This is a genomic window from Comamonas testosteroni, assembly GCF_030505195.1.
GTDB classification, from domain to species: domain Bacteria; phylum Pseudomonadota; class Gammaproteobacteria; order Burkholderiales; family Burkholderiaceae_C; genus Comamonas; species Comamonas testosteroni_G.
In genome coordinates this window covers 750,014-773,958 of record NZ_CP129672.1, presented here as the reverse complement: position 1 = coordinate 773,958, position 23,945 = coordinate 750,014, and the positions used below count along the sequence as shown (strand labels likewise).

Genomic DNA, 23,945 nt, shown 5'->3' with positions numbered 1-23,945 from the left:
GGATCAGTCTTTTGTAGTGGTTTCCGTGGGTTGCTGAGCGATCGGCTTCCAGCCTTTGAACTCGGGGTAGAACTCGGCCACGCCGGGGCCGTTGAAGTCCCAGCCCAGGCATTGGCCCAGATGGCGTGGCGGCAGGCCCGAGCCATTGGGGCCGAACTGGTTGAGCACGGTGTGGAAGGCGGGCGTTGCCATATTGAACAGCAGCTCGCGCAAATGCGTGCAGCCCACCACCCCGCCCAGATTGTCGGCAATGGCGCGGCGCCACCCACGGGCTATGCAGCAGCCCACCATCTTCTGCATGGACTTTGTGGCCTGGGGGCAGTGGCCCAGGGGGTGGTCGTCCATGGCAGCCTCTATGCCGTGCACCACCATGTCGGCATCGATGGTCAGGCGGATCCACATATGGTGAATCGGTTTGCCTGCCGGCACTTTGCGGCGGCCGTGCAGCTCGATGTCATAGGTTTTCTGGTCGATCAGCTCGGCTTCCACGTCCCACATGCCGTCATCACGGGCATAGCCCCGGTATTTGACGTCGCGCATGTGGATGGGGGCTGGCGTGCGGCTGGCACTGGGAGGCAAGGGCATGGGGTATACGTTGTTATGGCGGGCGACGACGGCATGTCGGAGCATGGCTGGATCGCCCGCGATGATCTTGAATCGGGTCTGGTGCGCCAGACCCGATTTCATTATCAAAGAGATAGCAGGCTTGTCCAGCACCAAGCGGACAGCGCGGCGGCAGGGGGGGCGACCCCGAGCCTGGCGGCAAGCGCCTAGCTGCTCGTGGGTATTTGCCCGGTGAGTGCTGCGGCCTTGAGTGCGGCCAGATCGAGAACTTCCAGTTTGCCGCGCCGCAGTTGCAACCAGCCGGCCTGCTGCAGCTCCTGCAGTATCTGGTTGGTGGTCTGGCGCGACAGGCCCAGCATGCGTGCGATCTGCTCCTGCGAGACGGCCAGCTCGCGGTGAGTGCGCATGCGGTCGGCCCATTGCTCGTGGCCCATGGCCATCTGCACCAGGCGGCACATCACGCGCTGCGGAGCAGGCAGTACGGTCTGTTCCTCCAGCGCAATCAGGCTGGAGCGCAGCTTGTGGGTCAGCAGCAGGGCCATGTGGCGCCAGCAATGCGGGTTGGCATCCAGCCATTCGCGCAGCGGCGTTATAGGGATATGCAGCAGAGCGCAGGCGGTATTGGCGCAGGCGTCGTGGGTGCGGGGCTCGCCATCGAAGAGGGCGATCTCGCCCAGCCAGCTTGGCGGCTCGATCAAGGTCAGCAAGGCTGTGCGGGTGTTTTCCTGAAGTGCTGCCGTGCCGGAGATGCTGAGCGAGCCCCTGGCCACCGCATACAGGCCGCAGGGGGCATCGCCGCGGCGAAACAGCCATTCGCCGGCGGTCAGCAGCCTTGGCTGGGCCAGTTGCTGCATCTGGGCGGTCAACTCCGGCGGCAGGGAGCGGAACCAGCGCCCTGCCTGCACAATGGCCCAGAGGTCATTGGAGTTGACATGCTCGAAGCTGCCGCGCTGGCGTGCAGTGGGCACTGCGGCCGGTGCAGGCCTGGGTGAGGGGTTTAGCGCTTGTGTCGGTGGCATGACAGACGGCAAGGTTGATGCTGCGCCACCATGCTCTGACAAGCGACCAGGAGATACAGCGATGAAAACCCTAATCGATCAACTGTCCAACTACGCCGGCTACCACCGCGACCCGCGCAATATCGTGACGCACTACATTGGCGTGCCCATGATCATGCAGGCGGTGGTCATTCTCCTGGCCAGGCTGCAATGGGGTGCGCCTGGCGGTATGCCGATCTCGCTGGCCCTGCTGGCAGCAGTTGCCGCTGCGGTGTATTACTGGCGGCTGGACGGGCGCTACGGCCTGTTCATGAGCGTGCTGCTAGCCGCCATGCTGGCGCTGGCCACTCACATCGCCGCGCAGCCCATGGGCAGCTGGCTGGCCTGGGGGCTGGGCTTGTTTGCGCTGGGCTGGGTGATCCAGTTCATCGGTCACTACTGGGAAGGACGCAAGCCCGCTTTTTTTGACGATGTGATGGGCCTGCTGATAGGCCCGCTGTTTGTGGCGGCCGAGCTGGGCTTTGCGCTCGGGCTGCGCAAGGAGGTGCAGGCGGCGGTGGAGCAACGCAGCGGCCCCGTGCGTCGCCGGCACCCGGTGAACGCTTGATATGCTCTGGTTCTGAGAGCTAAGTCCTCTATATTTATATTGGTTTGAGTGAGTTTTTATGGGTGTTGTGGCTAGCGGCGCCCGGCGGTAATACACAACTGTGCGTGCATCTTTCAAACATGTAATGCCTGCGTTAGGGTCATGCGCCTAAAATCGCGGGCTGACCCTAGGGGGCTGATGCCTTGTTGGCTCTTGCGGGGCTTTTTGTATTACTTCACCCAACCATCATGTCTCTGAACAATGTGACCCCCGGCTCCAAGACGCCTGAAGTCTTCAACGTCGTCATCGAAATCTCGGCCAACTCGGCTCCCGTGAAGTACGAAGTGGACAAGGAGTCCGGCTGCCTGTTCGTGGATCGTTTCCTGGGCACTGCCATGCACTACCCCGTGAACTACGGCTATGTGCCCCAGACCCTGTCTGGCGACGGCGACCCCGTGGACGTGCTGGTGATGACTCCCTTCCCCCTGCCCAGCGGCGTGGTCGTGCCCTGCCGTGCCATCGGCATCCTGGAGATGGAAGACGAGTCCGGCGTCGACGGCAAGGTTCTGGCCGTGCCCACGCAGAAGCTGCTGCCTTCCTACGACAAGATCAACCACCTCAGCGACATCCATGAGCTGACCCTGCAGCAGATCGCCCACTTCTTCGAGCACTACAAGGATCTGGAAAAGGGCAAGTGGGTCAAGGTTCTGGGCTGGAAGGGCGTGGACGCGGCACACAAGGAAATCGTGGACGGTATCGCCAACTACAAGGGCTGATCCAAACTAGTAAAGGGTCTCTAACCTTTACTTGCAGAGAAGCCCCGCAATCTGCATATATACAATTTGAAACGCACCTGGCGGACCTCGCTTGGTGCGTTTTTTTATGGCCTGCATCGATAGATACGAGGGGGAGCGCATGAGTTGGAAGATTTCGGACTGGCGCGTGGGGACCAAGTTGGGCATCAGCTTTACGGCGCTGGTGTTGTTGTCTGCATTGCTCGGGTTGGTGGCCTGGCTGCAGCTGTCCAGCATTCATGCAGCGGGCCGCGAGGTATCCGAGGTGGCGCTGCCCAGCGTCTACAACGCAGCCTCCATGCGATCCGAGTACAACCGGCTGCGACGCCATGAGGCAGGTATCGCCACTGCACGCACCCTGGTCGAGATCGAAGGCTACGAGCAGCAGATCCAGCAGCGCCTGAAGACCATTGCCGAGCAGGAGAAGGTGGTCCATGAGCTGATTGCCAGCCAGCCGCTGCGCGAGGCCTATGAAGGCTATCAGGCCAACAAGGCGAATTTCCTGAAGCTGCACGAGCAGCTGCTGGCGCGGGCCCGCGACGGCGACTACAACACCGTGGACAGCCAGGCCGGCATGGCCGATGAGCTGGGCCTGTTCTTTGCGGGGCTGTCCGAGCAGGCCTTCAGCCAACTGGCGGAAAGCACGGGCAAGCTGATGACGCTGCAACTCGAGAGCGCGGCTCAGGCCCAGCAGGCCGAAAAATCCAGCTTCGAGCTGGCTCGCTACTGGCTGCTCGGCACGCTGGCGTTGGTGGTGCTGTTTGCTGCCGTGGTCGGCATTGCGATGACACGTGCCATCACGGCGCCCGTGGCCACGGCCGTGGAGCTGGCGCAGGCCGTGGCTGCCGGTAAGCTGGGCATGGTGGTGAAGAATCAGCGCCGCGATGAAATGGGCTTGCTGCTCAACGCGCTGGAAGACATGCGTCGGCAACTGTCCGCCGTGGTCCAGGATGTGCGCGGCAATGCCCATGGCGTGGCCCTGGCGTCCAGCGAGATCGCGCAGGGCAATGCCGATCTTTCATCGCGCACCGAAAGCCAGGCCAGCGCCCTGGAGGAAACGGCGGCATCCATGGAACAACTGGGCTCGACCGTGCGTCAGAACGCGGACAACGCCCAGACCGCCAATCAAATGGCAAAGAATGCCTCCGATGTCGCGGGTCGCGGCGGGGATGTGGTTGCCCAGGTGGTGGACACCATGAAGGGCATCAACGACAGCAGCCGCCAGATCGCCGACATCATCGGCGTGATCGACTCGATTGCCTTCCAGACCAATATCCTGGCCCTGAATGCGGCCGTGGAAGCCGCTCGAGCCGGCGAGCAAGGTCGTGGCTTTGCCGTGGTGGCGGGAGAGGTGCGCACGCTGGCCCAGCGCAGCGCCGAGGCGGCCAAGGAAATCAAGCAGCTCATCCATGCCAGCGTGCAGCGCGTGGAGCAAGGCTCGCAGCTGGTGGACAAGGCCGGCGCCACCATGGCCGAAATCGTGACGGCCATCGGCCGCGTGACGGACATCATGGGCGAGATCAGTGCGGCCAGTCGTGAGCAGAGCCAGGGCGTGGCCCAGGTGGGCGAAGCCGTCACCCAGATGGATCAGACCACGCAGCAGAATGCGGCCCTGGTGGAGCAGAGCGCGGCAGCCGCCGACTCCCTGCAGCGTCAGGCCAAGGCCTTGGTCGATTCGGTGGCGATTTTTCAGCTCGGCAATCAGGCCCAGAGCTTTGCCGCGGCGGCTCTGAAAAAACGTACCGAACCCGTCGCCAGGGCCGTTGCCGCCAAGGCCGCCGACCCGGGCCAGGCCAAAACCGTGCAGATGGCCGCCAAGCCGACCCAGCCGGCCTTGAGCAGCGATCAGGACTGGGAGCAGTTCTAAGCCATTGACTGTTTCGGCAAGCAAATATTTCTCAGAACCCCGGTAGCGATCGCTACCGGGGTTTTTTTACAAGCTTTCATCAAACTGTCTTGATATTCATCAAGAAGCGGGGTGGCTTGGTGCCTTTTCAAAGCAATGTCTGTGCTTTGGAGCTCGAGAATCGCTATGGATCTTTATTGGTAACTTCTAGTAACTGCAGGGCGGCGTAAGTGCCTGCCTACGTGGCTGTAGGTTCCTGAAGATAGGCAAGAAATATGAAACTGGAAACAATTGAAAACAGATAAGACCTTATCCCGGACCCTTGGAACTCATATGCGCTCCACAGAGATATTTTCCGATTGAGCAGAGAAATTGAATCCTCACGTCTCGCATGCGTGGATTCAAAAGCGGTATTCATAAAAAACTAATTGGTAATAGAGGGAGGTGCAATCAATGAAAAGCATCAAAATCTCCACGCGGATTCTCGGCACGTTCGGGATTCTGGTCGTGCTGCTGGTCGTGGTAGTGGCCATGGCATTGCTGCAGTTGCGCTCCATGCGCTCCAGCGCTGAAACCATCACGGGCAATGCCTTGCCCAGCGTGGAAGTGATCAACACCCTCAATACCGACCTGGCGCGCACCCGCTTGCTCGAGTTGCGGCATGTCAACAATGACGAAGCCGCCTATATGGCCCAGGTGGAGACCCAGTTCGAGCAGTTGCAAACGCATCTGGCAGAGGCGAAAAAGCTCTACGAGCCGCTGATCATCACGGCCGAGGAGCGCGAGCTCTATACCCAGTTCCTGCGCGAGAGAGAGCGTTATGTGGCGCTGAACAAGCAATTGTTCGAGGCATCGCGCAGCGGCGACAAGGAGCGTGCCAAGCAGTTGCTGGGGGGGGAGTCTCTCAAGCTCTACGACGCGTCTTCGGCGACCCTGCAAAAGCTGATCAAGTTCAACAGCGATGTGGCAAGAGGCGAGACGCTGGCTTCGGAGGGGGTCTATGAACGGGCCGTGAGCCTGCTGATCGTGGCCGCCGCAGTGGCGGTGCTGGTGGCCCTGGGCGCCGGCCTCTGGCTGGTGCGTTCCATCCGCGCGCCGCTGGAGCAGGCCGTGCAGGCGGCGGACCGCGTGGCCAACGGGGATCTGAGTGGCGTCATTCGCGTGGAGCGAGAGGACGAAACAGGCCGCTTGCTCAGCGCCCTGCAGCGCATGCAAAGTAGTCTGGTGCAGACCGTGCGCTCGGTACGCCAGAACGCGGAAGGCGTGGCCTCGGCCAGTTCGCAGATTGCCTCGGGCAATGCCGATCTCTCCGGTCGCACAGAGGAGCAGGCCAGTGCGCTGGAGCAGACCGCCGCCTCCATGGAGCAGTTGGGCTCCACGGTGCGCCAGAACGCCGACAACGCCCGCGCCGCCAATCAGATGGCGGTGAATGCTTCCCAGGTGGCAGCGCAGGGCGGTGCCGTGGTGGCTGAAGTGGTGGAGACCATGAAGGGCATCAACAACAGCAGCCAGCAGATTGCCGACATCATCACGGTCATCGACTCCATCGCCTTTCAGACCAATATCCTGGCGCTGAATGCGGCCGTGGAAGCGGCTCGCGCCGGTGAGCAGGGCCGTGGTTTTGCCGTGGTGGCGGGCGAGGTGCGCACCCTGGCCCAGCGCAGTGCCGAAGCCGCCAAGGAAATCAAGGCCTTGATCAGCACCAGCGTGCAGCGCGTGGAGCAGGGCACGCAGCTGGTGGACAAGGCCGGAGCCACCATGGCCGACATCGTCTCGGCCATCAGCCGGGTGACGGATCTGATGGCCGAGATCAGTGCCGCCAGCCAGGAGCAGAGCCAGGGGGTGGCCCAGGTTGGCGAGGCTGTGACGCAGATGGATCAGACGACGCAGCAAAACGCGGCGCTGGTGGAGGAGAGTGCCGCTGCTGCCGGCGCGCTGCGCAAGCAGGCGCAGGATCTGGTTCAGGCCGTGGCGGTCTTCCAGCTGCCTGCCAGTGCGCTTCATGACCAGGCACCCAAGGCTGCAGCCCGTGCAGCGGCGCCGGCCATGGTCGCCGCTGCCGCCCCGGCGCGTCAGGCTCCTGTCCGTCGTGTGGCCGCCCGTTCTGCCCCCATGCCGGCAGCCCCGCGCTCTTTGATGGGGGGCGCTGCTGCTGGTGAATCTGCGCCTGTCCGCAATGCGCCCAAGTCCTCGCTGAACGAGGATGACTGGGAAACCTTCTGAATGTCTCCAAGGGTTAGGGATTCAAGGCCGCTGCAAAGCGGCCTTTTTTTGTCTCCGCCTTCAGGCCTTGCGCAGCGGGCTATGGGATTGCAGCTCTTGCACATACTGGGCCATGCCTTCGCTCTCGCGCTGCAAAAAGCGCTCGATGGCATCGGCAAAAGCCGGGTGGGCCACCCAGTGGGCACTCGGTGTTTCCACGGGCAGCAGCGCACGGGCCATCTTGTGCTCTCCCTGGGCGCCGCCCTCGAAGCGGTCAAAGCCGTTGGCGATGCACCATTCGATGGGCTGGTAGTAGCAGGCTTCGAAATGCAAGCTGTCGATCCGCTCCAGAGCGCCCCAGTAGCGGCCATAGGCGACCTTGTTATTGATAGCTGCTTGCGCTTGTCCACCATCAAAAAACAATGGTTTTGATGCTGAATTCGTTGACTGTAAGGCGGTAGTAGCTATCAAACTTGATGCTACGGGCTGTCCGTTGCGCTCGGCAATGAACATCACCCAGCTCTCGGGCATGGCCGAGGCCATGGCGGCAAAGAACTCCGGTGTCAGATACGGCGGGTTGCCATGCTCCAGGTAGGTGCGCTCGTAGCAACGATAGAAGAAGGACCAGTCCTGCGCACCGATGTCGCGGCCTTGCAGGGCCTTGAAGCTCACGCCGGCCTCGGCAATCTTGCGTCGCTCCTGGCGGATCTTCTTGCGCTTTTCCTGGTTCAGCGAGCCCAGAAAATCGTCGAAGTCCTTCCAGCAGGGCGGTGTCGTTGCTGTGTCAGCGCAGGCCTGCATGCTGGCGGGCTCTGCCTCGGCGGGCAAAGTGGCGCGCGCCGCAGGGAGGGCGGGCGGCGTGTTCGTCCAGTGAAACTGCACCGTGCTGCGCTGCATCCAGCCGGCCGCAGCGCAGGCGGCAAGATCATCGGCATCGCCAAACAGCAGGTGCAGCGATGACAGCTGCTGCTCGGCTGCCCAGGCCTGGACGGCATGCACCAGCGCCACGCGCAGTGCCTGGCTGCGTGCCAGCAGACGCGAGCCGGGCACAGGCGTGAAGGGGACGGCCAGCAAACCCTTGGGGTAGTACGGCAGGCCATGCTGCTGATAGGCGCGAGCCCAGGCCCAGTCAAACACATATTCGCCGTAAGAATGGGTCTTGATGTAGAGAGGGCAGGCGGCCAGCAACTCATCGCCGTCCCAGACGGTGATGACCCGGGCGATCCAGCCGGTGTCGGGCGTGGCGCTGCCGCTTTGCTCCATGGCCGCCAGGTATTCGTGGCGCATGAAGGGCGTGGGCGTGGATTGAGAGGCCAGCAGCACATTCCAGGTTTGTGCGTCCAGCTGCTGCACGCTGGCAAGCACGCGAGTGATAATCTTGTTTTCGGCCATGCCCTGATTGTCGCGGGGGCTGGTGGCCTCACCGCCTAGCTTGCTTTTCATGACGCTTTCCATTTGCTGTGCCCAACGCAATTTTGTTGTGGGAGACCTCTCTGGCAATGTCCAGAAAATCATCGCCGCTGCTGCTGAAGCTTATGCCAACGGTGCCCGACTGCTGCTCACGCCCGAGCTTGCCCTGTGCGGCTACGCGGCCGAGGACCTGTATCTGCGTCCGGCATTTTTGGAGGCCTGCGACGCGGCCCTGCAGCAATTGCAGCAAGCCAGTGTCCAATGGCCGGGGCTGGCGCTGGTCATCGGTCACCCGCAGCGCGATGAGCAGGGTGAGAAACTGTTCAACGCTGCCAGCGTGCTGCGCGATGGTCAGCAGATTGCGCGCTACTTCAAGCAGCTGCTGCCCAATTTTGGCGTGTTCGACGAACAGCGCTACTTTGCGGCCGGTCAAGAGAGCTGTGTCTTCGAGCTCGATGGCATCCAGATCGGCCTGCTGATTTGCGAAGACGCCTGGCATGCCGGCCCTGCGCGGGCTGCCGTGGCCGCAGGCGCCCAGTTGCTGGCCGTCATCAATGCCTCGCCGTTTCATAGCGGCAAATCCTCCGAGCGCGAGGCGGTGATTGCGCAGCGCGCCATGGAAAATGCGGCTCCCCTGGTGTATGCCCATCTGGTGGGCGGTCAGGACGAAGTCGTGTTCGACGGCTGCTCGTTTGCAGTGGACGCCAGTGGTCAGGTGGCGGCTCGCGCGGCCGCTTTCGAGGAAGAGCTGCCCATGGTGGCCGCGCATCTGGTGGATGGATGCGTGACGCTGACGGGGGCAGTCAACCCCCAGCTGAACCACCACCATGCGCTTTGGTCTGCGCTGGTGCTGTCCGTGCGTGACTATGTCGGCAAGAACCGTTTTCCGGGCGCACTCATCGGCCTGTCGGGCGGCATGGACTCGGCCCTGGTGCTGGCTATCGCAGTGGATGCGCTGGGCGCGGACAAGGTGCGCACGGTCATGATGCCTTCGCCCTATACGGCCGATATCAGCTGGCTTGACGCGCGCGAAATGTCCGAGCGCGTGGGCGTACAGCACGAAGAGATCGATATCGCGCCGCAGTTCGAAGCCTTCAAGGCGGCGCTGGCAGGCACTTTTGCCGGGCGCGCCGAAGACACGACCGAGGAAAACCTGCAAGCCCGTATTCGGGGGACCTTGCTGATGGCCATGAGCAACAAGTTTGGCTCCATCGTGCTGACCACAGGCAACAAGAGCGAGATGTCCACCGGCTACTGCACGCTGTACGGCGACATGGCTGGAGGCTTTGCCGTCATCAAGGATGTGTTCAAGACCGAGGTGTTTGCGCTGGCACGCTGGCGCAATGCCAACGATCCCTTCGGCACGGGGCTCGATCCCATTCCCGATCGCATCATTACGCGTCCACCCAGTGCTGAGTTGCGCCCCGATCAGAAGGATCAGGACAGCCTGCCGGACTACGAGGTGCTGGATGCCATCGTGTCCCGTTACATGGAAAACAACGAGAGCATAAGCTCCATCGTCGCCGAGGGTTTTGCGCCGGCGGATGTGGAGCGGGTCACGCGTCTGATACAAATCAACGAGTACAAGCGTCGCCAGGCGCCGGTCGGTCCACGTCTGACAATGCGCAGCTTTGGCAAGGACTGGCGCTACCCCATCACCAACAAATTTCGCGCCTGAGGTTCTGCCTCCGGTGTTTGCCGATTTCAATCAATTGAGGAACCAGCCCCATGAAAATGATTACCGCCGTCATCAAGCCCTTCAAGCTCGAGGAAGTGCGCGAGGCCCTGGCAGAGTGTGGGGTGAATGGTCTGACCGTGACCGAAGTCAAGGGTTTTGGTCGCCAGAAAGGCCATACCGAGCTCTATCGTGGCGCCGAGTATGTGGTCGATTTCCTGCCCAAGGTGAAGATCGAAGTCGTGGTGCGAGATGAAGATGTGGACCGCTGCGTGGATGCCGTCGTCAACGTCGCGCGCACCGGCAAGATTGGAGACGGCAAGATCTTCATCACCCCCGTGGAGCGAGTGGTGCGCATCCGCACGGGCGAGCTGGACGACACTGCTGTCTGAGCAGGCATGCCGGGTCCAGTTATGCGCCCCAGTTATGCGCGCCAGACATGCGCCCCAACCAAAAAGCCAGACCTTGAGTCTGGCTTTTTTCATGGCACGGAGCCGGGCTTGCGCGCTGCCTGCAGCTCTGCGGGCAGGCGGATGCCGTTCCACAGGGTTTGCAGGCCTCAGATCACCGAGCGCAGAGGCGGTGTATCCAGCTGGCTGCCTGCATTCTGGACGAGATTTTGCAGCAGGGCCGAGGTGTCGCTGCTGTTTTCGACCAGGCCCATCTGCCACTCGCCCATGAAGCCGTTGCCCACGCAGGACTGAAGAAACTGCAGCATGGCGTCGTAATAGCCATCCACATTGAGAATGCCGACGGGCTTGTCGTGGTAGCCCAGCTGGCGCCAGGTCCAGACTTCGAACAGCTCTTCAAACGTGCCGATGCCGCCGGGCAAGGCCACGAAGGCGTCGCTGCGCTCGGCCATCATGGCCTTGCGCTCGTGCATGTTCTTGACGATGTGCAGCTCGTCGCAGGCCTGGTTGGCCAGTTCCTTGTCGACCAGCGCCTGAGGGATGATGCCGACGACGCGGCCGCCAGCTTGTTGCGTGGCTTCGGCCACCACGCCCATCAGGCCGCTGCGTCCGCCGCCATAGACCAGCTGGCCGCCGCGCGAGCCTATCCATTGGCCCACGGCCTTGGCGACTTCGGTGAATTGAGGGTTGGTGCCGGGGCGTGAGCCGCAGTACACGCAAATGGAAAAAGCGGGTTGGGTCATACGATGAAACGGTGATAAAGAGCGGCAGCCCAGATGGCGCCGCACAGGCACAGGGCCAGAAATACAGCGGCGCTGCCCATGTCCTTGGCTTTCTTTGACAGCTCGTGCCATTCCGGGCCGATACGGTCTATGGCTGCCTCTATGCCGGTATTGAGCAATTCCACAATGAGAACCAGGATGACGCTGCCGGCCAGCAATGCTGCCTGCTCCCAGCTCTGACCTAGCCAGAGCGCCAGAGGAACCATGACAACAGCACAGATGGCTTCTTGCTGAAATGCTTTTTCGTGCCAGCCGGCCTTGAGGCCAGCCAGCGAGTAGCCGCCGGCATGCAGCACCCGGGACAGGCCGGTGCGGCTCTTTTGCGGGTTGACGGGGTCGGGTGAGGAGGCGCTCATGGAGAGATTGGGTCAGCGAATGTGTTTTGGAGTGGGGGCCTGATGCACCAGCTGGGTGCCGGCCCAGGCGTCGTGCCAGAACTGCTTTCGGGGGTGAAAGCGGCTCAGCAGTGCCCAAATCAGAATCCAGCCCAGGAGCAGCACCAGCACCTCCAGTGGCGGCAGGCCCAGCGGGTACAGCAGGGCCAGCGGCGGCAGCCACCACATCCAGCTGGCTGCGTAGCGCAGCAGGGCGCGGGTCTGCGTCAGCGGGCGACCTTGGGTATCGACCACGCGGATATGCCAGGTCTTCATGGCCAGCGTCTGGCCCTTGCTCCAGAACCAGACAAAGTAAATCCCCAGCACCACCAGCATGAAAGCCTGCAGCAGATGCCGATTGTCGAGTGCATTGCGCGTCTGAGACAGGGTTCCGAACAAATAGCCGGCAATGAACACCACGCCAAACAAAAGCATTCCTTCATAAAGCCAGCAAGCCATGCGGCGGCGAAGGCTTGGTGCTATGAAGTCAGGAGTGGTTGAGGGTGCTGCACTGCCTTTGCGGATCGGGGTGTCTTGCTGCATGAGGCAATTGTAGGGTTCAGGTCAGCAGGCTTGAAACTCGGTTTGCCGCATCGACGCTGTCATTGGTGCGAGTCTTGACCTGGCGCATCCAGCGGAGGCAGGGTGATCGGGGTGGCGCGAGGAATGTCCACGGGAGCCGTCTCCACAATCACCGAGGGCGTACGGATTGGGTGCGTCTCCACCATGGCCGGTGTTGCGGGCACGGGCGGTGGTGGGTGATGAATGGTTGCGGGCGGAATCTTGGGCAGATTGGGTACCGTATTGGGGGAGGCCGTGGCAGCAGGAATGCGCGCCAGCTTCTTGGAAGGCACAGGCTTGATGGCCGGTGCGGCGCTTACCACCTTGGGGGTGGCGCGGGCGGCCAACAGTCGCTTTTCTTCATCGCTCAGAGCCTGGTAGGCCTCCCACTGGGCCTGCTTGTCTGTTGCGAGCTTGTTGGTAATGGCGAAGTTCAGCCGGGCCTGGTTGCGCTGGGCGGCACTCAGGCCGGACCATGCTTCCATGCGGTCATGAAGCTTTTGCTGTTCGCGTTCGCTGAGTTTGTCAAAGCCATCCGCCAGGGCAATCCAGCGGCGCTTCTGTACCGAGCCGATCATGGCCCAGCGCTCTTCCAGCGGCTGCAGAATCTCGCGCTGGTGGCTGCTGAGCTCGCCCCAGCGTGGGCCCGAAGCCTGTGCCGAGGCTCTTTGGCGCGTGGACGGATCCGCATGCATGGACTTGGATGCAGCTACCGTGGCGGGAGGCACGGAGCTGGGTGCCAGCCTGACTTGCTGTACGACATTCCATCCTGTCCAGCTCAAGGCCACCAACAACAGCGCCGCCAGGACGGCGGCGGTATTGTCTGGTTTCAGGAGGGAGCGCTTCTCAGTGGGCATCAAGGCAGACGTGGCAGGCTGTTTAGTGTTCTGATGGAGTGGCTGCCGAGGTCTTGAGGTACTGGATGAAACCAGGGTCAGAGTAGGCAGCAGGGGGCAGATCATCGGTCAGCAAGGCGGTATCGACCTCGGTGACTTCGCTCAGCATACTTTGTTCGGTGTCGGAGTTGTAGATTACCAGGCCCGCAATGAGTGCAAAAACGGGGATGGCCGAGACCAAGGTGCGCCACCAGCCCTTGCCTTCGTCGGGATTGCCCAGTGTCAGGGTGCCGCCCTGGGCAGATGTTGCAGCACTGGTCTGAATGCGCAGTACGGACGCTTCGCGGCGGCGTATGGATACGGCTTGCTCACGGGAGGCGCGCAGACGTTCGGTGACTTCATACGGGAGCAAGGCTTCACCCTCACTCAGTCGTGCAGTGATTTGACGGGCGATACGGTCGACGGCCTGTTCTTGCCGGAGGGTGGGCACGGATTTCATAACTCGATTCCTTTGGCCTTGAGTGCCTTGCTCAATGTTTGGATGGCGCGAAAGCAATGGGTTTTGACACTGCCTTCTGAGCAACCCATGGCGGCAGCGGTCTCCGCGACATCCATCTCTTCCCAATAACGCATGAGAAAGGCCTCGCGTTGACGCGCAGGCAGCTCCTGTATCTCTTTTTCTATGCTTTGCAGCGTCTGCTTGCGTTCGGTCAGGCTCTCGGCGTTGTTGGCGGTGGATGCGTCGCTATGGGTTGCATAGGTTTCCAGCCAGTCGAAGTCGCTGTCCCCGTCCACGGAAGACTCCAGGTCGCTGAAGTGAGTGAAAACGGCTTTCTGGGTCTTTTGGCGGCGAAACCAGTCCAGGGTGCTGTTCGACAGAATGCGCTGGAACAGCATGGGCAGCTCGTTGGCGGGCTTGTCCCCATAGTGCTGGGCCAGCTTGAGCATGCTGTCCTGTACGATATCCAGGGCGGCCTCCTCGTCGCGGACATGGAAAACGCTGCGTTTGAAGGCGCGCTTTTCAACGTCTTTGAGGAATGCAGACAGTTCTTGTTCTGTGGCCAAGAGAGGGTAACCCTGGAGAAAACGGGAGTTAGGTAGTGGCGAAAGCCGCAGATTATCGCATCCGATGATGTTTTTTTGTGTACTGCATTTGAAGGTCTTGTTGCAGTGCGATAATGATCTTCAACTTAAAGAAGCAAACGGGTCACGGTCCGGCGTATACACAAACGTCCATGGCATGTGGTCTTAAGTCCTAAACCGGCCTCACAAGGGCTTCAGGCTAAGGGCACCGAAGGTTTTTCGTTAGAGAAATTCACAAAGGTTGATCATGGAAATCTCCAAAGCCGAGCTGGCCTCTGCAGCCGCCGCATCCTCCCCCAAGGGCGCCCAGGAATTGATGGGCTCCGAAATCCTCATCAAGTCTCTTCAGGCTGAAGGTGTCAAGCACCTGTGGGGTTACCCAGGCGGGGCAGTTCTCTATATTTACGACGCGCTCTACAAGCAGGACAGCATTCAGCATGTGCTGGTGCGCCACGAGCAGGCGGCTGTGCATGCTGCCGACGGTTTTGCGCGTGCCACCGGTGAAGTGGGCGTGGCGCTGGTGACTTCCGGCCCCGGTCTGACCAATGCGGTGACAGGCATTGCCACCGCCTATACCGACTCCATCCCCATGGTGGTCATTGCGGGTCAGACTTCGACCAATTACATCGGTACCGACGCATTTCAAGAGTGCGACACCGTGGGCATCACTCGTCCCATCGTCAAGCACAACTTCCTGGTCAAGGATGTGCGTGAGCTGGCCGAGACCATGAAAAAGGCTTTCCACATCGCCCGCACCGGCCGCCCCGGCCCTGTGGTGGTGGATATTCCCAAGGACGTGTCCTTCAAGAAGGCGCTGTACACGGGCTATCCTGAAAAAGTGGAAATGCGCTCGTACAACCCCGTCAAAAAGGGTCATGCGGGCCAGATTCGCAAGGCTCTGCAGCTGCTGTTGACGGCCAAGCGCCCTTATATCTATACCGGCGGCGGCGTGTTGCTGGGCAATGCCTGCAACGAACTGCGCCAGCTGGTGGACATGCTGGGCTACCCCGTCACTCACACCCTGATGGGTCTGGGAGCCTATCCCGCCAGCGACAAGAAGTTCCTGGGCATGCTGGGCATGCACGGCACCATCGAAGCCAACAATGCCATGCAGAACTGCGATGTGCTGCTGGCTGTGGGCGCCCGCTTTGACGACCGCGTGATCGGCAATCCCAAGCACTTCATGTCGGTGGAGCGCAAGATCATCCATATCGACATCGATCCTTCCTCCATCTCCAAGCGCGTGAAGGTGGATGTGCCCATCGTGGGCGACGTCAAGGATGTGCTGAGCGAGCTGATCGCCATGCTGCGCGAGTCGGCCCAGCGTCCCGATGAGTCAGCTCTGGGTCAGTGGTGGAACACCATCGAAGGCTGGCGCAGCCGCGACTGCCTGAGCTACGACAAGTCCAACACCGAAGTCATCAAGCCCCAGTACGTGGTCGACACGCTGTGGAACATGACCAAGGATGCGAACGCCTACATCACCTCTGATGTGGGTCAGCACCAGATGTGGGCGGCGCAATATTACCGCTTTGATGAACCCCGTCGCTGGATCAACTCCGGCGGTCTGGGCACCATGGGCGTGGGTCTGCCTTACGCCATGGGCATCAAGCTTGCCAAGCCCGACTCCGAAGTCTTCTGCATCACGGGCGAAGGCTCGATCCAGATGAACATCCAGGAGCTGGCCACCTGCAAGCAGTACAACACCCCGGTGGTCATCTGCGCGCTGAACAACCGTTTCCTGGGCATGGTGCGCCAATGGCAGGAAATTGAATACTCGGGTCGCTACTCGAGCAGCTATATGGATTCGCTGCCCGACTTCGTGAAGCTGGCGGAGGCCTTCGGCCACCGCGGCCTGCTGATCGAAAAGCCCGCCGATGTCGAGGCTGCGCTGCGCGAGGCACGCCGCATCGTGCGCGAAGAAAGCAAGACGGTCTTCCTGGACTTCCGCACCGACCCGACCGAGAACGTGTTCCCCATGGTGCAAGCCGGCCGTGGCATCACGGAAATGCTGCTGGGTGCCGACGACCTGTGATGCCTGGGAAGCCGATTTTCAGTGAATTCGGCTCCAAGCACTTACATGTCAAGCGCAAGCAGCTATATTTTAAATAGCATTTTTTGACGAATCTATTGCCCGCCGAGCCTGGCACTTACCGGTGTCAGGGGAGGGCGGCGAAAAGAGGAATCTCCCAATGAAACACATTATTGCCGTGCTGCTCGAGAACGAGCCTGGAGCACTGTCGCGCGTCGTGGGCCTGTTTTCTGCTCGTGGCTACAACATTGAATCCCTGACAGTTGCACCGACCGAGGATCCCTCGCTGTCGCGCATGACCATCCTCACCACGGGTTCGGACGATGTGATTGAGCAAATCACAAAGCACCTGAACCGACTGATTGAAGTGGTTAAAGTGGTGGACCTGACCGAAGGTGCTTACACCGAACGCGAGCTGATGATGGTCAAGGTGCGTGCCGTGGGCAAGGAGCGCGAGGAAATGAAGCGCATGGCGGACATCTTCCGCGGCCGCATCATCGACGTGACCGAAAAGAGCTACACCGTGGAGCTCACCGGCGACCAGTCCAAGAACGATGCCTTCCTGCAAGCCATTGATCGCACTGCCATCCTCGAAACCGTTCGTACGGGCGCCTCGGGTATTGGCCGTGGCGAGCGTATTCTGCGTGTCTAATGGCTGCGTTGCACCCTTTTGAATCTGAACAAACCTTTTTAACCCCCTCAAGATAAGAGACCTGGAGCCATCATGAAAGTTTTCTACGACAAGGACTGTGACCTGAGCCTGATCAAGGGCAAGACTGTTGCCATCATCGGCTACGGCAGCCAAGGCCACGCACATGCTCAAAACCTGAACGACAGCGGCGTGAAGGTGGTGGTCGGTCTGCGCAAGGGCGGCTCTTCCTGGGACAAGGTCGGCAAGGCCGGCCTGACCGTGATGGAAGTCAACGACGCGGTCAAGGCTGCCGACGTGGTCATGATCCTGCTGCCCGACGAGAACATCCCCGAGGTGTACAAGAACAACGTCGAGCCCAACATCAAGTCCGGCGCTACCCTGGCTTTCGCTCACGGCTTCAACGTGCACTACAACCAGGTTGTGCCCCGCGCCGATCTGGACGTGATCATGGTCGCTCCCAAGGGCCCCGGTCACACCGTGCGCTCCGAATACCTCAAGGGCGGCGGCGTGCCTTCCCTGATCGCCATCTATCAGGACCAGTCCGGCAAGGCCCGTGACGTGGCCCTGTCCTACGCTTCCGCCAATGGCGGCGGCAAGGGCGGCATCATCGAAACCAACTTCAAGGAAGAAACCGAAACCGACCTGTTCGGCGAGCAGGCCGTGCTGTGCGGCGGTGCAGTGGAGCTGGTGAAGATGGGCTTCGAGACTCTGACTGAAGCTGGCTACGCTCCCGAAATGGCTTATTTCGAGTGCCTGCACGAGCTCAAGCTGATCGTTGACCTGATGTACGAAGGCGGCATTGCCAACATGAACTACTCCATCTCCAACAACGCGGAGTATGGCGAGTACGTGACCGGCCCCGAAGTCATCAACGAAGAATCCCGCAAGGCCATGCGCAACGCCCTCAAGCGCATCCAGAGCGGTGAGTACGCCAAGATGTTCATCAGCGAAGGCCGTCTGAACTATCCTTCCATGACTGCCCGTCGTCGCCAGAACGCCGATCACGCCATCGAGCAAGTGGGCGGCCAGCTGCGCTCCATGATGCCCTGGATCTCCAAGAACAAGCTGGTCGACCAGACCCGCAACTGATGCTGAGGCAAGTCATTCGGCGCGAGCCGGATGATTGCGCTTGGGCAAGAGGCCACCTTTGAGGTGGCCTTTTTTCATTCCGGAGGCGATCTGTGTGGCGGGTACACTGGTGGCAGGGACATGGTCATGATGGCCGTGCTTGAAATACTATCGTTTTAATAGCTGCATGCATCTGACATGCAAGCACTGGAGGTCTGTTTGATGCAAAACAGCAATGATTCTGCCGATCTGAGTGGAATGCCGCGCAAACCGCGCAAAGGCATTTATGTGCTGCCCAATCTGTTCACGCTGGCAGCACTGTTTGGCGGTTTCTACGCCATCGTCATGGCGATGAACAACAAGTTCGAACTGGCGGCCGTGGGCGTTTTCTGCGCCATGGTGCTCGACAGTCTCGACGGTCGCGTGGCGCGAATGACGCATACGCAAAGCGCGTTTGGCGAGCAGATGGATTCGCTCTCCGACATGGTGTCCTTTGGCGCCGCGCCTGCGCTGATTGCTTATGAGTGGGCCTTGCGTCCCCTGGGGCGCTGGGGCTGGATTGCCGCCTTTGTGTATTGCGCCTGCGCGGCACTGCGCCTGGCCCGCTTCAACGTGAATACGGCCGTGGTGGACAAGCGCTATTTCCAGGGTATGCCTTCTCCTGCGGCAGCGGCCCTGGTGGCGGGCTTTATCTGGCTGACCAGTGCCCTGATGGTTTCCCACCGCGATGTGCCCATCTTCGGCGATGTGATTTCCTTTTTCGGCGGCTACCCCACGGATCGGGCCGATCTGTCCTGGATCATGTTCGCCATCACGCTGTTTGCAGGCCTGACCATGGTCACCAATATTCCCTACTACAGCTTCAAGGACATCGGCGGCGCCAAGAGCATGCCGTTCGTCTCGCTGGTGGTGGTGGCCCTGCTGATGGCCGTGGTGAGCATCGAGCCCGCCACCATGCTGTTCCTGGTGTTTGTCGGTTACTCGATCTCGGGATATGTGATCTATGCCTGGCGCCGCGCCAAGGGCGAGCAGGTCAGCATCGTGGCGACCTCCAAGGACGAGCCCGATGAGCGTGGTCTGCACGACGATTGAAGAGCGGCCCCAAAAAATCCTGGCCCTGTCAACTTTTCTTGTGTTAAAGTGATCCGCATGCAAAACCTGTCGCTAGCTCTACTACTAATGTCCAACGGGCAGAGAAAGTAGCGCGCGCGTACAAACACACCCTACTTGGCGGCCCGTAGCATCAGCGACGGGCCGTTTTTGCTTTTGGGCGTCGCTGGAGCTGGGTTCAATTTCCTCTAATTTCGACTAAAGAGACTCACCATGTTGCAAAACCCTTCCACCAAATACCGCGCTTTCGCCCCCGTGCGTTTGACCGATCGGACCTGGCCCGACGCGGTCATCACCAAGCCCCCGGTCTGGTGCAGCGTGGATCTGCGTGACGGCAACCAGGCCTTGATCGAGCCCATGGACATCGAGCGCAAGGTGCGCATGTTCGAGCAACTGGTGAAGATCGGCTTCAAGGAAATCGAAGTGGGCTTCCCTTCGGCCTCGCAGATCGAGTTCGACTTCATGCGCAAGCTCATCGAGGAAAACCGCATTCCCGACGACGTGACCGTGCAGGTGCTGACCCAGGCGCGTGAGCACCTGATTCGTCGCACTTTCGAGGCGCTGGAAGGCGTGCCCCGCGCCATCGTCCATCTCTACAACGCCACGGCTCCCGTGATGCGCCGTGTGGTGCTGAACATGAGCGAGGACGAGATTGTGGAGCTGGCGGTGACCAATGCGCAGATGTTCAAGGACATCGCGGCCCAGCACCCCGGCACCAAGTGGACCTTCCAGTATTCGCCCGAAATGTACTCGGACACCGAGCTGGAGTTCTCCAGGCGCGTGATCGATGCCGTCACCGATGTCTGGCAACCCACGCCCGAGAACAAGTGCATCATCAATTTGCCCACCACCGTGGAGCACTCCACGCCCAATATCTTTGCCGACATGGTGGAGTGGACGCACCGCAACATCAAGCGCCGTGACAGCGTGGTGATCTCGGTCCATCCTCACAACGACCGCGGCACGGGCACTGCGGCTGCCGAGCTGTCGCTGATGGCCGGTGCGGACCGTCTGGAAGGCTGCCTGTTCGGCAACGGCGAGCGCACCGGCAATCTGGACGTGGTGAATGTGGCGCTCAATATGTATATCCAGGGTGTGAACCCCGGCCTGGATTTCTCCGACATCGACGATATCCGTGCAACGGTTGAGCATTGCAACCAGTTGCCCGTGCATCCTCGTCACCCTTACGTGGGTGACTTGGTCTACACCTCCTTCTCCGGCTCCCACCAGGACGCTATCAAGAAGGCTTTCGCCGCCCACAAGGAAGGCGATATCTGGGATATGCCTTATTTGCCCATCGATCCCAAGGACCTGGGTCGCAGCTATGAGGCAGTGATTCGCGTGAACAGCCAGTCGGGCAAGGGCGGCATTGCCTATCTGCTCGAGAGCGAATACGGACTTCAGCTGCCCCGGCGCCTGCAGATCGAATTCAGCCAGGTCGTGCAGCGCGAGATGGATGCCAGCGGCAAGGAGTTGTCGGCTGCGGATCTGTGGGAGCTGTTCCAGCGCGAATATGGAGTCAACACCGTCAAGGCGCCTCAATATCGCCTGAGCGAGGCCGATGGCGTGGTCAATATGACTTCCCACATCGAGATCGCCGGGGAAAAGTATTTTTTGGAAGGCGAAGGTACGGGCCCCATTGATGCCTTCGTGCAGGCGTTGTCGGCTAACGTCGGTCGCAATGTGCGCGTGCTCAACTATGCTGAACATGCGATTGGCGAGGGCGCGAATGCCAAGGCGATTGCCTATGTGGAATTGCGCGTGGATGACGCTCAGGTCTGCTACGGCGTAGGGGTGGATGCCAATATCGTTTCCGCCTCCTTGCGCGCCATCATCTCGGGAGTGCAGCGCGTTGCCGCTGTCGCTGAAGAGGCGGTAGCTGCATGAAAAAGGTTCAAAGCCGGTGTCGCCAAAAGCACACCGGCTTTTTTGTCGGCAATCCTCCAGTCAAAACAGGCGTCTACCGGCGCCCTCACATAGAGAGTCCCCCACCATGTCCGATCAACTCATTATTTTCGACACCACCTTGCGTGACGGCGAGCAATCGCCCGGCGCTTCCATGACACGCGATGAAAAGCTGCGCATTGCCCGTCAGCTGGAGCGTCTGAAGGTCGATGTGATCGAGGCGGGGTTTGCTGCGGCATCCAATGGCGACTTCGAGTCCATCCAGTCCATTGCACGAGCCATCAAGGATTCCACCGTCTGCTCGCTCTCCCGAGCCAACGACCGCGACATTGCGCGTGCGGCCGAGTCGTTGAAGGATGCCAACCGCGCTCGCATTCATACCTTTATCGCCACCAGTGCGTTGCATATGGAGAAAAAGCTGCGCATGACACCCGAGCAGGTGCTGGAGCAGGCCAGGCAGGCGGTGCGCTTCGGGCGCAATCTCATCGAAGATATCGAGTTCAGCGCGGAGGACGGCTATCGCAGCGAGCCCGATTTTCTGGCGCGTGTGATCGAGGCAGTCATCAAGGAAGGCGCAACCACCATCAACGTGCCCGACACCGTGGGTTACGCGATTCCCGAGCTCTACGGGGAATTCATTCGCAACTTGCGCGAGCGCGTGCCCAACAGCGACAAGGCGGTCTGGTCCGTGCATTGCCACAACGACCTGGGCATGGCGGTGGCCAATTCTCTGGCGGGAGTGAAGATCGGCGGCGCCCGCCAGATCGAATGCACCATCAATGGTCTTGGTGAGCGCGCGGGTAACTGCTCACTTGAAGAAGTGGTCATGGCCATCAAGACGCGCAAGGACTACTTCGGTCTGGATGTGAATATCGATACCCAGCATATCGTGGCCGCCAGCCGCCTGGTCAGCCAGACCACGGGCTTTGTGGTGCAGCCCAACAAAGCTGTGGTGGGGGCCAACGCCTTTGCCCATGCCTCCGGCATTCATCAGGACGGCGTGCTCAAGGCTCGTGACACCTACGAAATCATGCGTGCCGAGGACGTGGGCTGGGCGGCCAACAAGATCGTGCTGGGCAAGCTCAGTGGTCGCAACGCCTTCAAGCAGCGCCTGCAGGAGCTGGGGGTGGAGCTGGACAGCGAAGCTGCCATCAACCAGGCCTTCACGCGCTTCAAGGAGCTCGCGGACCGCAAGAGCGAGATTTTTGACGAGGACATTCTGGCGCTGTTGAATGCCGAAGGAGCGGAGCACCAGAACAATCAGTTCCAGTTCATTTCGCTGGCCCAGCAGAGTGAAACAGGTGAGCGCCCACATGCCAGCGTGGTCTTCAGCAATGCAGGCAGGGAAATCAAGGCCAGCTCCGAAGGCAATGGCCCGGTCGATGCCTCGTTCAAGGCCATCGAGTCCGAAGTCAAGAGCGGTGCTGAAATGGTGCTGTATTCCGTCAATGCCATCAGCGGCTCGACCGAGAGCCAGGGCGAGGTGACGGTGCGCCTGCAACGCAGTGGTCGCGTCGTCAACGGAGTGGGTGCTGACCCCGATATTGTGGTCGCATCGGCCAAGGCTTATCTGAGTGCTTTGAACAAATTGCATAGCAATCAGGAAGTTGTTGCAGCACAAGGTTGACTGCTGGATTTATAATTTCACTCAGATTATCGAGAAGGTTGTGCAAGTGCTTGTCACTGCACAACTTTTTTGATTGAATTAAATCCTTACACCTTGTTGTCTGGAGTATCGCATGCAGATGCTGCGTCCATTTCGCCTTGCAAAACTCACTCAGGTCGTGTCTTTGGCTCTGTTGAGCTGCGCTCTGGCTGCTCCGGCAGTGCATGCGGCGGCGCCCAAAAAAGACTCCAAAAAGCCCGTGGCTGCTGCGGCTTCGGCTAAGAAAGCGGCCAAGGAGCCGGCTGGCAAGGTTCGTGCTGCAGCGCAGCCAAAAAGCACAAAGGTCTCCAAAGGCAAGCCGGAAAAGGCGGACGCCAAGCTTGCAAGCAAGAAGGGCGGCAAGACTGTTCTAGCAGCCAAGGCCGAAAGAGACGAGAAGAGCGGCGGCAAGAAGCGTCTGGCCAGGGCAGGAGCCGCTGGCGCTGCGGTTGCGGCTGCAGCAGCTGCCACGGCGGTCGAGCCCGCACGCCTGTCCTATGGGCAGATGGCGGGTCTTCACTCCGTCTCGGATCCCCTGGATCTGCAAAGCAGCGTGGCTTATGTGATTGACCAGGACACACATGAGGTGCTGCTGAGCAAGAACGATCAGGCAGTGCTGCCCATCGCCTCGCTGACCAAGCTGATGACGGGTCTGCTGATCTCTCAGGCCCGTCTGCCCATGGACGAGATGATCACCATCACGCAGGACGATGTGGATACCGAAAAGCACAGCAGCTCTCGCCTGCGTGTCGGTACCACCTTGACGCGTGCCGAGATGATGCATCTGGCGCTGATGTCCAGCGAGAACCGTGCTGCCCATGCCCTGGGACGCACTTATCCCGGCGGTCTGGCGCAGTTTGTGCAGCTGATGAACTCCAAGGCGCAGCAGCTGGGCATGAAGGACACGCGCTATGTCGAGCCCACCGGCCTGTCCAGCAGCAACCAGTCCAGCGCGCGTGACCTGGCGCGTCTGGTGGCGGTGGCCCACGCGGATCCGCTGATGCGCGAGTACTCCACATCGCCCGGTTATGAAGTGGCCGTGGGTCGTCGCACGCTGCAGTTCAACAACACCAACCGCCTGGTCAAGAGCGACAACTGGGATATCGGCCTGCAAAAGACCGGCTATATCTCCGAAGCCGGACGCTGCCTCGTGATGCAAGCCCATGTGGCCGGCCGCAAGCTGATCATGGTGTTCCTGGATTCTGCCGGCAAGTTCAGCCGTCTGGCAGATGCCGAGCGTGTGCGCCACTGGATGGAAAGCAAGGGACCCACTGCCAGCAATACGATTGCAAGCCGTATCAGGGGCTAAGCAGGTAAAGGTCCAGTCAAAAAGCGCTACCCAGGTAGCGCTTTTTTATGGGGTCTACACCTGAAATGGCATTGAGGCCCCTTTGCAGATTGCGAGAGGCACC

At 60.6% G+C, this 23,945-nt stretch carries 22 protein-coding genes; 13 read left to right on the top strand and 9 right to left on the bottom strand.

The genetic code is table 11. From position 1 onward, the window contains the following. Window positions 1-3: 3 nt before the first annotated feature. Window positions 4-630, bottom strand: a complete 627-nt coding sequence (locus tag QYQ99_RS03475) for a DUF2889 domain-containing protein (RefSeq protein ID WP_302091440.1) — start codon at window positions 628-630, stop codon at window positions 4-6. Between the two features lie 140 nt (window positions 631-770). Then, a complete protein-coding gene (locus tag QYQ99_RS03470; protein WP_302091439.1) occupies window positions 771-1,583 on the bottom strand; it encodes a Crp/Fnr family transcriptional regulator in 813 nt (270 codons plus the stop codon). A gap of 61 nt (window positions 1,584-1,644) precedes the next feature. On the opposite strand from QYQ99_RS03470, the gene QYQ99_RS03465 reads away from it, so the two are divergent. From QYQ99_RS03465 to QYQ99_RS03450, 4 genes are all read left to right on the top strand, one after another. Next, complete coding sequence (locus QYQ99_RS03465; RefSeq protein WP_302091438.1) at window positions 1,645-2,169, top strand: DUF962 domain-containing protein; 525 nt, start codon at window positions 1,645-1,647, stop codon at window positions 2,167-2,169. Window positions 2,170-2,396: 227 nt separating this feature from the next. Beyond that, entirely contained in the window at window positions 2,397-2,924 is a 528-nt protein-coding gene (gene ppa, locus QYQ99_RS03460) for an inorganic diphosphatase (protein ID WP_003056663.1), read from the top strand. Between the two features lie 139 nt (window positions 2,925-3,063). Then, window positions 3,064-4,809, top strand: a complete 1,746-nt coding sequence (locus tag QYQ99_RS03455) for a methyl-accepting chemotaxis protein (RefSeq protein ID WP_302091437.1) — start codon at window positions 3,064-3,066, stop codon at window positions 4,807-4,809. Window positions 4,810-5,241: 432 nt separating this feature from the next. Continuing rightward, a complete protein-coding gene (locus tag QYQ99_RS03450) occupies window positions 5,242-7,011 on the top strand; it encodes a methyl-accepting chemotaxis protein (RefSeq protein ID WP_301446145.1) in 1,770 nt (589 codons plus the stop codon). Window positions 7,012-7,071: 60 nt separating this feature from the next. Here QYQ99_RS03450 and QYQ99_RS03445 read toward each other — a convergent pair whose 3' ends face one another. Then, window positions 7,072-8,433, bottom strand: coding sequence for a GNAT family N-acetyltransferase (locus tag QYQ99_RS03445; RefSeq protein WP_302091436.1), 1,362 nt, complete (start codon window positions 8,431-8,433; stop codon window positions 7,072-7,074). Here QYQ99_RS03445 and QYQ99_RS03440 point away from each other — a divergent pair. Together QYQ99_RS03440 and QYQ99_RS03435 are read left to right on the top strand one after the other, a co-directional pair. Further along, the gene (locus tag QYQ99_RS03440) at window positions 8,432-10,078 is read left to right on the top strand and encodes an NAD+ synthase (protein ID WP_302091435.1); all 1,647 of its coding nucleotides are present in this window, start codon (window positions 8,432-8,434) and stop codon (window positions 10,076-10,078) included. The two genes, QYQ99_RS03445 and QYQ99_RS03440, sit on opposite strands and share 2 nt — an antisense overlap. Window positions 10,079-10,128: 50 nt before the next feature. Beyond that, window positions 10,129-10,467 carry a P-II family nitrogen regulator gene (locus QYQ99_RS03435; protein ID WP_003056652.1) on the top strand — a complete coding sequence of 113 codons (339 nt, stop codon included), beginning with the start codon at window positions 10,129-10,131 and terminating at the stop codon, window positions 10,465-10,467. Between the two features lie 167 nt (window positions 10,468-10,634). Here the strand turns inward: QYQ99_RS03435 and QYQ99_RS03430 are convergent, their stop codons facing one another. From QYQ99_RS03430 to QYQ99_RS03405, 6 genes are all read right to left on the bottom strand, one after another. Next, window positions 10,635-11,228: a TIGR00730 family Rossman fold protein gene (locus QYQ99_RS03430; RefSeq protein WP_302091434.1), complete on the bottom strand. Its 594-nt coding sequence runs from the start codon at window positions 11,226-11,228 to the stop codon at window positions 10,635-10,637. Beyond that, on the bottom strand, window positions 11,225-11,623 hold the full coding sequence (locus QYQ99_RS03425; protein WP_302091433.1) for a diacylglycerol kinase: 399 nt from the start codon (window positions 11,621-11,623) through the stop codon (window positions 11,225-11,227). The genes QYQ99_RS03430 and QYQ99_RS03425 overlap by 4 nt, the downstream gene beginning before the upstream one ends. A 12-nt stretch (window positions 11,624-11,635) precedes the next feature. Further along, window positions 11,636-12,100 carry an RDD family protein gene (locus QYQ99_RS03420; RefSeq protein ID WP_034371810.1) on the bottom strand — a complete coding sequence of 155 codons (465 nt, stop codon included), beginning with the start codon at window positions 12,098-12,100 and terminating at the stop codon, window positions 11,636-11,638. 143 nt (window positions 12,101-12,243) lie between these two features. Next, the gene (locus QYQ99_RS03415; protein ID WP_302091432.1) at window positions 12,244-13,059 is read right to left on the bottom strand and encodes a DUF3106 domain-containing protein; all 816 of its coding nucleotides are present in this window, start codon (window positions 13,057-13,059) and stop codon (window positions 12,244-12,246) included. 22 nt (window positions 13,060-13,081) lie between these two features. Continuing rightward, window positions 13,082-13,537: a DUF3619 family protein gene (locus tag QYQ99_RS03410; protein ID WP_302091431.1), complete on the bottom strand. Its 456-nt coding sequence runs from the start codon at window positions 13,535-13,537 to the stop codon at window positions 13,082-13,084. After that, on the bottom strand, window positions 13,534-14,103 hold the full coding sequence (locus QYQ99_RS03405; protein ID WP_302091430.1) for an RNA polymerase sigma factor: 570 nt from the start codon (window positions 14,101-14,103) through the stop codon (window positions 13,534-13,536). The genes QYQ99_RS03410 and QYQ99_RS03405 overlap by 4 nt, the downstream gene beginning before the upstream one ends. 265 nt (window positions 14,104-14,368) lie before the next feature. On the opposite strand from QYQ99_RS03405, the gene QYQ99_RS03400 reads away from it, so the two are divergent. From QYQ99_RS03400 to pbpG, 7 genes are all read left to right on the top strand, one after another. Continuing rightward, window positions 14,369-16,156 (top strand): acetolactate synthase 3 catalytic subunit, encoded by a 1,788-nt coding sequence (locus tag QYQ99_RS03400; RefSeq protein ID WP_302091429.1) that lies wholly within the window; start codon window positions 14,369-14,371, stop codon window positions 16,154-16,156. A gap of 157 nt (window positions 16,157-16,313) precedes the next feature. After that, window positions 16,314-16,805, top strand: coding sequence for an acetolactate synthase small subunit (gene ilvN / locus QYQ99_RS03395; protein WP_003056638.1), 492 nt, complete (start codon window positions 16,314-16,316; stop codon window positions 16,803-16,805). A gap of 72 nt (window positions 16,806-16,877) precedes the next feature. After that, window positions 16,878-17,894 carry a ketol-acid reductoisomerase gene (gene ilvC / locus QYQ99_RS03390; RefSeq protein ID WP_003080801.1) on the top strand — a complete coding sequence of 339 codons (1,017 nt, stop codon included), beginning with the start codon at window positions 16,878-16,880 and terminating at the stop codon, window positions 17,892-17,894. Window positions 17,895-18,095: 201 nt separating this feature from the next. Then, entirely contained in the window at window positions 18,096-18,965 is an 870-nt protein-coding gene (gene pssA / locus QYQ99_RS03385) for a CDP-diacylglycerol--serine O-phosphatidyltransferase (protein ID WP_302091428.1), read from the top strand. 231 nt (window positions 18,966-19,196) lie between these two features. Next, complete coding sequence (gene leuA, locus QYQ99_RS03380) at window positions 19,197-20,870, top strand: 2-isopropylmalate synthase (RefSeq protein ID WP_302091427.1); 1,674 nt, start codon at window positions 19,197-19,199, stop codon at window positions 20,868-20,870. Between the two features lie 106 nt (window positions 20,871-20,976). Next, a complete protein-coding gene (locus tag QYQ99_RS03375) occupies window positions 20,977-22,515 on the top strand; it encodes a 2-isopropylmalate synthase (protein ID WP_302091426.1) in 1,539 nt (512 codons plus the stop codon). Between the two features lie 112 nt (window positions 22,516-22,627). Continuing rightward, window positions 22,628-23,842 (top strand): D-alanyl-D-alanine endopeptidase, encoded by a 1,215-nt coding sequence (pbpG, locus tag QYQ99_RS03370; protein ID WP_302091425.1) that lies wholly within the window; start codon window positions 22,628-22,630, stop codon window positions 23,840-23,842. The last annotated feature ends 103 nt before the right edge of the window (window positions 23,843-23,945 follow it).

Coding starts and splice junctions, on each gene's coding strand:
- QYQ99_RS03400 (WP_302091429.1), top strand. CDS start 14,369: ATGGAAATCTCCAAAGCCGAGCTGGCCTCTGCAGCCGCCGCATCCTCC.
- QYQ99_RS03440 (WP_302091435.1), top strand. CDS start 8,432: ATGACGCTTTCCATTTGCTGTGCCCAACGCAATTTTGTTGTGGGAGAC.
- QYQ99_RS03455 (WP_302091437.1), top strand. CDS start 3,064: ATGAGTTGGAAGATTTCGGACTGGCGCGTGGGGACCAAGTTGGGCATC.
- QYQ99_RS03430 (WP_302091434.1), bottom strand. CDS start 11,228: ATGACCCAACCCGCTTTTTCCATTTGCGTGTACTGCGGCTCACGCCCC.
- QYQ99_RS03425 (WP_302091433.1), bottom strand. CDS start 11,623: ATGAGCGCCTCCTCACCCGACCCCGTCAACCCGCAAAAGAGCCGCACC.
- leuA (WP_302091427.1), top strand. CDS start 19,197: ATGTTGCAAAACCCTTCCACCAAATACCGCGCTTTCGCCCCCGTGCGT.
- ilvN (WP_003056638.1), top strand. CDS start 16,314: ATGAAACACATTATTGCCGTGCTGCTCGAGAACGAGCCTGGAGCACTG.
- ilvC (WP_003080801.1), top strand. CDS start 16,878: ATGAAAGTTTTCTACGACAAGGACTGTGACCTGAGCCTGATCAAGGGC.
- pbpG (WP_302091425.1), top strand. CDS start 22,628: ATGCAGATGCTGCGTCCATTTCGCCTTGCAAAACTCACTCAGGTCGTG.
- QYQ99_RS03375 (WP_302091426.1), top strand. CDS start 20,977: ATGTCCGATCAACTCATTATTTTCGACACCACCTTGCGTGACGGCGAG.
- pssA (WP_302091428.1), top strand. CDS start 18,096: ATGCAAAACAGCAATGATTCTGCCGATCTGAGTGGAATGCCGCGCAAA.
- QYQ99_RS03435 (WP_003056652.1), top strand. CDS start 10,129: ATGAAAATGATTACCGCCGTCATCAAGCCCTTCAAGCTCGAGGAAGTG.
- QYQ99_RS03420 (WP_034371810.1), bottom strand. CDS start 12,100: ATGGCTTGCTGGCTTTATGAAGGAATGCTTTTGTTTGGCGTGGTGTTC.
- QYQ99_RS03475 (WP_302091440.1), bottom strand. CDS start 630: ATGCTCCGACATGCCGTCGTCGCCCGCCATAACAACGTATACCCCATG.
- QYQ99_RS03450 (WP_301446145.1), top strand. CDS start 5,242: ATGAAAAGCATCAAAATCTCCACGCGGATTCTCGGCACGTTCGGGATT.
- QYQ99_RS03415 (WP_302091432.1), bottom strand. CDS start 13,059: ATGCCCACTGAGAAGCGCTCCCTCCTGAAACCAGACAATACCGCCGCC.
- QYQ99_RS03465 (WP_302091438.1), top strand. CDS start 1,645: ATGAAAACCCTAATCGATCAACTGTCCAACTACGCCGGCTACCACCGC.
- QYQ99_RS03410 (WP_302091431.1), bottom strand. CDS start 13,537: ATGAAATCCGTGCCCACCCTCCGGCAAGAACAGGCCGTCGACCGTATC.
- QYQ99_RS03445 (WP_302091436.1), bottom strand. CDS start 8,433: ATGAAAAGCAAGCTAGGCGGTGAGGCCACCAGCCCCCGCGACAATCAG.
- QYQ99_RS03470 (WP_302091439.1), bottom strand. CDS start 1,583: ATGCCACCGACACAAGCGCTAAACCCCTCACCCAGGCCTGCACCGGCC.
- ppa (WP_003056663.1), top strand. CDS start 2,397: ATGTCTCTGAACAATGTGACCCCCGGCTCCAAGACGCCTGAAGTCTTC.